The organism is Methanobrevibacter sp. (assembly GCF_045539575.1).
GTDB lineage: Archaea > Methanobacteriota > Methanobacteria > Methanobacteriales > Methanobacteriaceae > Methanocatella.
Genome location: NZ_JAZQFM010000019.1, coordinates 1 through 8,830 on the forward strand (window position 1 = coordinate 1; position 8,830 = coordinate 8,830).

Sequence of the window (8,830 nt, forward strand, 5' to 3'; positions counted from 1 at the left end):
ACAAATATTTTATAAGTATTCTTTGAAAATAATCAAAAGAGGATTTTATGAGTCAAGTACAAACAATTTTTAAAAATATGAGTTGGTTATTAATTTCACAGATAATAGCTAGTGTTTGTGGTTTTATCTGGACAATATTAATGGCTAGATATTTAGGAGTTAGTAATTATGGTATCTTTGGATTTGCCACATCATTAACTGGAATTTTATCCATACTTATGGACCTTGGAATCAGCACTCATATTGTTAGACATATATCTACAGATTATGAATCTGCTCCAAAATATCTTGGAAATGCAATCCCCTTAAAAAGTATTTTTTCAATTGTCACAATAGTTTTAACATTAATAATATTAATATTAATGAAATCCAATGAACTTGTAATAACAGTTACCATGCTCTTTACAATAGAAATGTTTATAAAAACATACATCTACCTATTTAATGGGTCTTTTCAAGCATTTGAAGAAGGTAAATATCAAGGAATTGGAAATACAATATTACACCTGTTACTACTAATATTTATCCTCATTGCAATTTTTACAGATTTAGGACTTATTGGAATTGCTGTTTCATACATAATAGCTAATTTTGTAGCACTTTCATATGAATATTATGTGTTAAATAAAAATATTACAAAACCTAAATTCGAATTCGATAAAGACTTTTGTAAAAAAATTACAATAATTTCAATCCCATTTGCAGTAAATAGTTTATTATACACATTATATTACTCAATAGATGTTGTTATGCTTGCAAATATGGTTGGAACTTATGAAACAGGAATTTATAATGCGACATATAAACTAATTTCAGTTTTAACATTATTCTATTCTGTTTATACTGCAGTTATTTTCCCAGTTATGAGTAGATTCTTTGAAAATGATGAATCAATGCTTTTAATAAGTTTTGAGAAATCAATCAAATATCTGATGCTCGTGATTATACCTATTGCAATTGCAACAGTATTTTATTCAACTGATGTAATACATTTAATTTACGGACATAAATATGATGCAGCATCATCTGTTTTATCTATTTTAATTTGGACAGTATGTTTACTATTCATAAGTGGTGCAACTAATTCATTACTCAATGCATCCCACAAAGAAGCTGTAGTTACAAGAATTTACACCGTCGCAGCAGCATTTAATATTATTTTAAACTTCTTTATGATTCCACACTTCTCATACAATGGAGCTGCAATAACAACTGTCTTAAGCGATTTACTAATAGTAATAATACAATTTTATATAATCTATAACTTAGGACACAGACCAAATAAAAAATTATACTTTGACATAGTTAAAATAATAGCTGGATCAATAATTTTAGGAATCGCATTATACTTCTTAAACTTAAACATGTGGGTTGCACTTCCTGTTGGAATTATAATTTACTTTGCAACAGTTTATTTATTAAGGGTATTCGATGACGATGATAAATATGTAATTAAAGAGATTTTAGGTAAAAACTAGTGATACTATGGCCATTAAAAAAGAAAGAATATTTTACTATGACCTGCTAAGGGCATTTGCAATCATTGCAGTTATAATCTGCCATGTTGACTTTTATTTCGGAAACATTACAACACCAATCGGAATCATAGCAAAGATGACCTTCCACGACATCGGAAGAATAGGCGTTCCAATATTTTTAATGATCAGCGGAGCACTGCTTTTAAACAGAGACTATCCGAGCCTTGGAGATTTCATTAAAAGAAGATTCACACGTATCGTAACACCGTTCATCTTCTGGATAATACTCATAACACTGACAAACATCCATTTCCACAAATCATACGCCTACATGTGGAACGTTTTTATAGGAAATCCGTCAATCATGTGGTATTTCTGGACATTAATCGGAATCTATCTTGCAATACCTATAATCAACATATTCATAAAGGAATACGGAGAAAAGGGAGTGAAATACTTCCTTGCAATCTGGTTTATAACAATAATCCTAAACACATTCAGCATGTATCCGCTGTTTCCGTACTTCAAGCTTGACTGGTTTGCAGGATTTATCGGATATCCCGTTTTAGGCTATTACCTGTCAACCAAAAAGTTCAATTTCTCAGACAGCAAAATGTGGAAGATTGGCCTTTTGATATTAATCGTTTCACTGGCCGTTTTCGTATTTGCAGACAAGACCTACGGATTTGCATCCCTTACCCTGATGTATCAGAATATCATGATTGTGTTTATGGGAATCGGAATGTACCTATTTATAGAATATCTGGATAAGGAAAATAAATTCAATTCAATTAAAAACAATGCAATAGGAAAAGCCATCAGCTCAATAAGCCTTTGCAGCTACGGAATGTACTTCTCACATGTTATCGTAATCATGTTCATGTCCAAAATCAATCCGCATTCAAATGTGCTCTTCCCAGCAATGTTTGCATTGACAATATTCCTGTCCTGGCTTTTACCTTACGTATTCAGCAAAATCCCATACGTCAAAAAGGTCAGTGGAGTTTAAAACCCTGAAAAATTAATAATTTAAAAAAAAATCATAAAAAAATAGTGTGTTGAAAATTGGAGGACGATGGGGTCAAAATTAGGAAAAACCCCATCATCAGTTACTTATACAATTGAAGTGTTTAAATTGCTGTTTCACAGATGCAATGTAGCAATGTTTTCTAATGGTTGATTGCAGCTTGCCACATGACAGACATCACCTGATCCACTTATATACAATCCATCTACACCACTGGTTGAATCATTATGTGAAACATCTTGAGAAACTTCACCTGCTTCACCGGCATACACTGCTGCAACTGCAAGTGATACAACCAATACAAATATCAATCCTTGAATTAATGTTGCCCTTTTCATTTTAATCACCGTTTTAGTTTTACAAACTCTACTTAATAGTATAAAACCGACCATATATAAAGTTTTTCGAGTGTAAGTGCTCACTTGCATCTTAAAAACAGTTAAAAAAGACCATAATTACTTTAAAATATAAAACAAGTCATTTAAAATTTTATTTTAAAAAAAGAAAGATTTTTATCCAAATAAATATTATGATTTGTCAATATCTGAAATGCTACCAACAATCTGCATTGCACCATAAACGGCCGCCTTTTCCTTCATCTCAGATATGAGAATTTCAGTATTTCCAAATGCGGCTTCACTGAATCCTTCTTTAATTATATCCAAAAGCAGTTCTCCTGCGTTAGAAATTCCCCCTGAAATTATTATGACTTCAGGATCAAATGCACTGCAGATTACTGCCAAAAGCTTTCCGAATCTGAAATAGATATCTCTGATAATCTTTAAGGCCACTTCATCGCCGATTCCTGCCTGATTGAAAATGTCTTCAGCAGTTAATTTTTCAAAATCCCTCAGCGATGAGGAATCGTCATTTGACTTCAGATAGTTTTCTGCGGTTTTTACAAGTCCTCCCGCTGATGCATTTTCCTCGGGAGTTTCCGAATCAAGATAGATATGGCCAATTTCACCGGCCATGCCGTTGTGGCCCTCCACCAGCTGACCGTTGATTACAAGCCCTGCACCTATTCCGGTTCCCAATGTAACTAAAAAGAGACTGCTGTAATTTTTAGACTCTCCTATGGCCTGCAGATTAACATCATTCAAGACAATGACATTTATATTGACTCTGGACTGCAGAATAGCTGCAAAATCACATTCTGACAAATTCAGATTTACTGCCTTCACGACAATGCCATCCTTTACAATGCCCGCTATGCCTATCACAATAGCTTTAAAATCAGTGCTTTTAAGGCCCAGCCTTGCAATTTCCCTTTTGATTTCATCTTCAAGCATGTCAACCAGATTGTCTTTTGGAGTCGGAACTGTCCACTCAGATATTATTTCATCCGAAACGAAAACTGAAAAATTTGTTGTTGTTCCTCCCAAATCAACTGAAAAGGCATAATTTCCCATATTTAATAATTGAAAAAATCTTTTATAAAAAGATATTCTATTCAAGTCAATTACTTCAGGCACATTCAATCTTCAGATTATATCTCAAAGTATGAATATTATTAAATTAAATCAAAATTTTTTAAAAATACTTAAATATAACTTACGAGTTATTACTTTTATGAACAGAAAGTACCTGATTGCCGCAATTGCAATCGTAATTATAATAGGCATAGGTGCATTCGCAATGACAAACACGAACACCTCTTCGGGAGTTGCGTCCGTTAATGTCGATGCAAGTGCACTTGAAGATATGGGAAATCTTTTAGTGAATGCTAGCGAAGAATCAAAAGAGAAAGGATTGATTTCAGCCAGCACAAGTGATTTGAACTCTATTTTTGTAACAAACAACGGAAAATTAACATTGAAAGATTCAATTGTAAACAAGACCGGAGACACTGCCACTTCCGGCGATGACGCTGACTTTTATGGTGTCAATTCAGCCGTTCTGGTTAACACCAACGGTACATTGGATATTTCCAACGTTGAAATCAACACCAACTCCAAAGGGTCAAACGGAATTTTTGTGACTAACTCTGAAGCTTCAACCTCAACAGGAGGAGGAAATGCAAGCCAAGGTGCGGCTCCAGAAGCAAACGCAACCCAACCTGGAGGAGACGGAGCACAACCTCCTGAAGCAGCAGGTGGAGGATCAGGTCAAGGCGGAGACGGCGGACAGCCTCCTGAAATGCCATCAGGCGAAGGTGCAGGTGAAGGAGGTCAGGCCCCTGGAAACGGTGGGGGAGACCCTTCCGGTGCAAGTGACGTCAGCGGAAATACACAGGCAACAGTCAAAAACGTTAAAATAACAACCCATTCAGACAAGTCTAGAGGTCTTGATGCAACATACAAGGGAATAATCAATGCAGAAAACATAATCATCAACACTGACGGTCAAAGCTGTGCCGCTCTTGCTACAGACCGTGGAGAAGGTGAAGTGCATGTCAAAAACTCAGACATCAACACAGGCGTCAGCAAAACCAGCGGCAGAGGATCACCTTTAATCTATTCAACAGGAAACATTACTCTCGACAACTCAAAGGGTACTGCATACGTGTCCCAGATTGCATGTATCGAAGGTAAGAACTCCATTGAAGTTACAAACTCAGACCTTACAGGTTACGCAGAAGGTAACAGAAAGGATGGCGACAATTATGTTGATTTGGGCGGTGTTTTCATATACCAATCCATGAGCGGAGACGCTGATGTGGGAACATCCCTCTTTACTGCAAAGGACTCAAAACTGTCAATAGCTGAAGACTCATCAGTATATAAAGAGGCTCCGATGTTTCATGTAACAAACACCGCATGTGTAATCAGCCTTGACAATACAGAGTTAAGCTTCGGCAGCGGAACATTTTTAGAAATATCCGGTCAGAACCAATGGGGTACAACAGGCTCCAACGGAGGAGTAGCTGAGCTAAATACAAACAACGAAAAAATAGATGGAAACGTTATCGTTGACAATATAAGTTCCCTTAACTGGACCATGAAAAATACAGAGTTTAAAGGTCAGATAAACTCAACCGGAAATACAACCGTTAATGTTGCTGAAGGTTCCACATGGACACTTACTGGTGACAGTTCAGTTTCCTCTTTAGCTGTTAGCGGAAACATCGAATATGGTGAATATTCAATTACAGTGAACGGTCAAAAATACGACAGTTCAAATCCTTATAAAGGATAGGAAAGATTTAATTCTTTCCTAATTTTAATTTTTAGCAGTGAAAACCTGCATCATATGCTTCTTTTAAAAGTTCAGGCTGTGATTTCACATCACCGAATCCTGAAATAACCGCCTTTTCAGTCGGGTTTTTGGAAAATCCTATGAAATCCCTGATGCTTGTTAAAACATCCCCGTTTCTTGAGCCTGCTGCAGTTATGATATAGTAATCCTTGTTTTCCAGGTGTCTGAATATCGGATAGCACCTGTCAAAGAATCTCTTAAGGGTTCCGCACATTGAAAAGTAGTATACTGGTGTTGCATATACTATTACGTCAGCCTCCATCATTTTGTCGAGAACCTCAGCCAAGCCGTCTTCCTGGAAACACTTCATTTCAGGAGTCTTGCATCTGTAGCATGCCTTGCATGCATGGAATCTGATTTCCTCAAGATTATACTTTACAGCCGCATTGTCGGCGTCAAGTGCACCTTTTACAAACTCATCGCATAATGTGTCTGAATTTCCGCCGATTCTCGGTGATGAACTTATTACAACAACTTTCTTACTCATCTTCAATCCATCCTTTTGCATTTGATGTGTTGCCCATGAATCTCATTCCTTTTGTGAAATTGAGTTCAGGATAGCTATCCTGAAGGTCGCTTACGCATTTGTCAACGCCAGATCCTCCGGATGTGCAGAACACTTTGATTGTCTTTCCAGTCAAATCAACGCTTTCTATGAATGTGTTTATGATTGTAGGTGCGGTGTACCACCATACAGGAAATCCTATGGCAACGATGTCATAGCCTGAAACGTCACATGTCTCTGCTATTGGTGGTCTGAATGACTTGTCGTTCATCTCGATTGTTGACCTTGAGTTCTTGTCCATGTAATCCAAATCTGCAGGAGTGTATGCTTCCACAGGTCTGATTTCAAAAAGGTCGTAGCCGTTTTCTTCTGCAATTTTTTCCGCTATGCTTTTTGTTACTCCGCTTGCTGAGAAATATGTTACCAATACATTACTCATCATATCACCTAGTTAAAAATTGTATCTTATTGTATATATCTGTTTATCTTCGCAACAATTCATTTTATGGCCTGACTATTTGCATCATTTTAAATCAATAAAGCACTTATTAAAAGGACTTTGGAAACATTTAGTATAAAATAATTAACTCGCATTTGCATTAACATCAGTCATTTGAAAAATCAGATTTAATTGAAAATGAGAATATATATATATGGAATGGTTAAATGATTTAAAAAAAAGAGAGGTTGCATTGAATAGTATTTTCTAGCTATTCAATGCAGCAGGTGCGGTATCAGGAATATAGCTGCCAATTTCTGGGGAGAATTCATGAACATGTGCGACATCACCTGATCCGCTTAAATATAATCTATCCACCCTATTGGTTGTGTCATGGTCTGTGTGGGTGTCTGCTTCGGCAGCATAGACGCCAGCCACCACGAGCGACACAACCAATGCAATAATCAGTCCTCGTATAATTATTCTGTTGTTCATTTTAATCTGCTCCTGTTTTACGTATTAGGCTTTTGAAATCTATATAATAGTATAAAAAGGCACATATATAAAGTTTTTCGAGTGCAAGTACTTACTTGCATGTTAAAATTAAAAAATAAAGATATATAAAGGATTAAATGTAAAACAAAGTGTTTAAAATGGCACTGTCAAAAATTGTCATGATTTTGCTTTGTTTTTTGTTTAATTATTGGTTTTTAATTGAGGTTGTAAAAAACATTTCTTTGTGTCCATCGTGCTTTTTGTAGTCTTATCCATCGCATTAGTCCTTTTTGTGTTCTAAATGTTCTTTTTAAATGTCTTGGTAGTGTTATTTTGAAGTATCCTTCTATCTTGTTGTTTGTTCGTGGTATTTGTGGGTTTTTGTAGTATTCTGTTGTTTTGTCGAATTTCTTTTCAAGAGTTTTTAAGAAATTCTGGGTTTTTTGTCAAATTGATTTATTTTGTTGTAAATTGTGTTGAATCGTTGTTTTGCAGCTTTTTTAGTGTCTGTATCGTATATTGCCCGTATTCTTTCGTTTATTCTTTCTTGTTCGTATAGTTCTTTTCTTTTCTCAGATAAATCTTTTCTGAGTTGTCTTGTTTGTTTTTCTAATTTTTTTCTACTTTTTATTCTATTTTGGCGTGTTATGTCATTTTTATTTACTTTTCCTTCAATTCCTTTACTTTTGTTTTTTATTTTTTGTATTCGTGCTTCATTTTTGTCTATTTTTGTTTCTAGGCTTTTTATTCTTCTTTGGATTTTGTTGATTATTTTGTAGGATTGATCATACTGGTTTTTGATTATATGGAATATGCAGAGTTGGTGTTTTATGCAAATTCTTTCAATTATTGGGGGATAGGCCATATGGCCGTCTGTTATTAGTATTTTTTTAGGTAATCCTTCTAAACTGTATTTTAAAAAGATTTCCATGAATTCGTTGTTGAAATCTTCTTGAAAAATTATTTGGTCATTAATTATTAAATTTGTTACTGCATCTATTATGGTTAATCTAACCATATTTATTCCATTTTCGTATAAATATTCTTCGTCGTAGTGGTATATTCCGCTAGGTTCGATATTTGTTTGTTTTATGAGTTTTTGAAGGTTTTCTTCTTTTTTGTGATGAATGATTCAGAATATTTTGATTCATGATAATATGCTGTTTGACGTGGTAATTTTATTCCATTTTCAATTTCAATTAGTTCTGCCTTTTTTTGATACGATAAATAAACAATGGACTCATATTCTAATGATTTTTCACAAATGGCACGTGTATAATTTGAATATCGTTTTATAAAATTTTCTAAATTTGTAGTGTGTGTTTTCCCACATTCTGGACAAATATACTGTTTTTTACATATATTTTCCCATTTATTGGGTTTTGCAGGCCTTGAACCATTGTTGTTCATGGAACTATTGCAATTTGGACATAATGGTCTGTCATACTCATAATATATGATTTCCGAATAGTAATCATAATAATATTCCTGGAAAAAGCCCAAATCATCCGGACCGATTAAATTACAAATATTTAACCGATCACAATCAAAAAAATACAAAGGTTTATTTAAAATGTCAACAAAATTATTACTTGTAAAGGGTTTTATAGAGAGCATATATTATAATATACCCTTTACATTATTTATATACTTCTATTTTTAAAATTACAAAGTTTGAATAGTTTGTT

General features: G+C 34.5%; 10 protein-coding genes. 3 read left to right on the forward strand and 7 right to left on the reverse strand.

What is annotated here, in order from left to right; genetic code table 11:
* The first annotated feature begins 47 nt into the window (after window positions 1–47).
* Entirely contained in the window at window positions 48–1,478 is a 1,431-nt protein-coding gene (locus ACKI30_RS02120; protein WP_407409490.1) for a flippase, read from the forward strand.
* 7 nt (window positions 1,479–1,485) lie between these two features.
* A complete protein-coding gene (locus ACKI30_RS02125; RefSeq protein ID WP_407409492.1) occupies window positions 1,486–2,487 on the forward strand; it encodes an acyltransferase in 1,002 nt (333 codons plus the stop codon).
* Window positions 2,488–2,621: 134 nt separating this feature from the next.
* Here ACKI30_RS02125 and ACKI30_RS02130 read toward each other — a convergent pair whose 3' ends face one another.
* Together ACKI30_RS02130 and ACKI30_RS02135 are read right to left on the reverse strand one after the other, a co-directional pair.
* Window positions 2,622–2,843: a hypothetical protein gene (locus ACKI30_RS02130; RefSeq protein ID WP_292741538.1), complete on the reverse strand. Its 222-nt coding sequence runs from the start codon at window positions 2,841–2,843 to the stop codon at window positions 2,622–2,624.
* A gap of 189 nt (window positions 2,844–3,032) precedes the next feature.
* A complete protein-coding gene (locus ACKI30_RS02135; protein ID WP_407409494.1) occupies window positions 3,033–3,917 on the reverse strand; it encodes an ROK family protein in 885 nt (294 codons plus the stop codon).
* Window positions 3,918–4,077: 160 nt separating this feature from the next.
* On the opposite strand from ACKI30_RS02135, the gene ACKI30_RS02140 reads away from it, so the two are divergent.
* Window positions 4,078–5,643 (forward strand): hypothetical protein, encoded by a 1,566-nt coding sequence (locus ACKI30_RS02140; RefSeq protein ID WP_407409496.1) that lies wholly within the window; start codon window positions 4,078–4,080, stop codon window positions 5,641–5,643.
* A gap of 31 nt (window positions 5,644–5,674) precedes the next feature.
* Here the strand turns inward: ACKI30_RS02140 and ACKI30_RS02145 are convergent, their stop codons facing one another.
* The 5 genes from ACKI30_RS02145 to ACKI30_RS02165 all read right to left on the reverse strand — a co-directional run bounded on the left by ACKI30_RS02145 (window position 5,675) and on the right by ACKI30_RS02165 (window position 8,759).
* Window positions 5,675–6,190 carry a flavodoxin family protein gene (locus ACKI30_RS02145; RefSeq protein ID WP_407409498.1) on the reverse strand — a complete coding sequence of 172 codons (516 nt, stop codon included), beginning with the start codon at window positions 6,188–6,190 and terminating at the stop codon, window positions 5,675–5,677.
* Window positions 6,183–6,647, reverse strand: a complete 465-nt coding sequence (locus ACKI30_RS02150) for a flavodoxin (RefSeq protein WP_407409500.1) — start codon at window positions 6,645–6,647, stop codon at window positions 6,183–6,185. The genes ACKI30_RS02145 and ACKI30_RS02150 overlap by 8 nt, the downstream gene beginning before the upstream one ends.
* Before the next feature lie 267 nt (window positions 6,648–6,914).
* Complete coding sequence (locus tag ACKI30_RS02155) at window positions 6,915–7,142, reverse strand: hypothetical protein (RefSeq protein ID WP_407409502.1); 228 nt, start codon at window positions 7,140–7,142, stop codon at window positions 6,915–6,917.
* 424 nt (window positions 7,143–7,566) lie between these two features.
* A complete protein-coding gene (locus ACKI30_RS02160) occupies window positions 7,567–8,160 on the reverse strand; it encodes a hypothetical protein (RefSeq protein WP_407409504.1) in 594 nt (197 codons plus the stop codon).
* 71 nt (window positions 8,161–8,231) lie between these two features.
* Window positions 8,232–8,759, reverse strand: a complete 528-nt coding sequence (locus tag ACKI30_RS02165) for a hypothetical protein (protein ID WP_407409506.1) — start codon at window positions 8,757–8,759, stop codon at window positions 8,232–8,234.
* Between the last annotated feature and the right edge of the window lie 71 nt (window positions 8,760–8,830).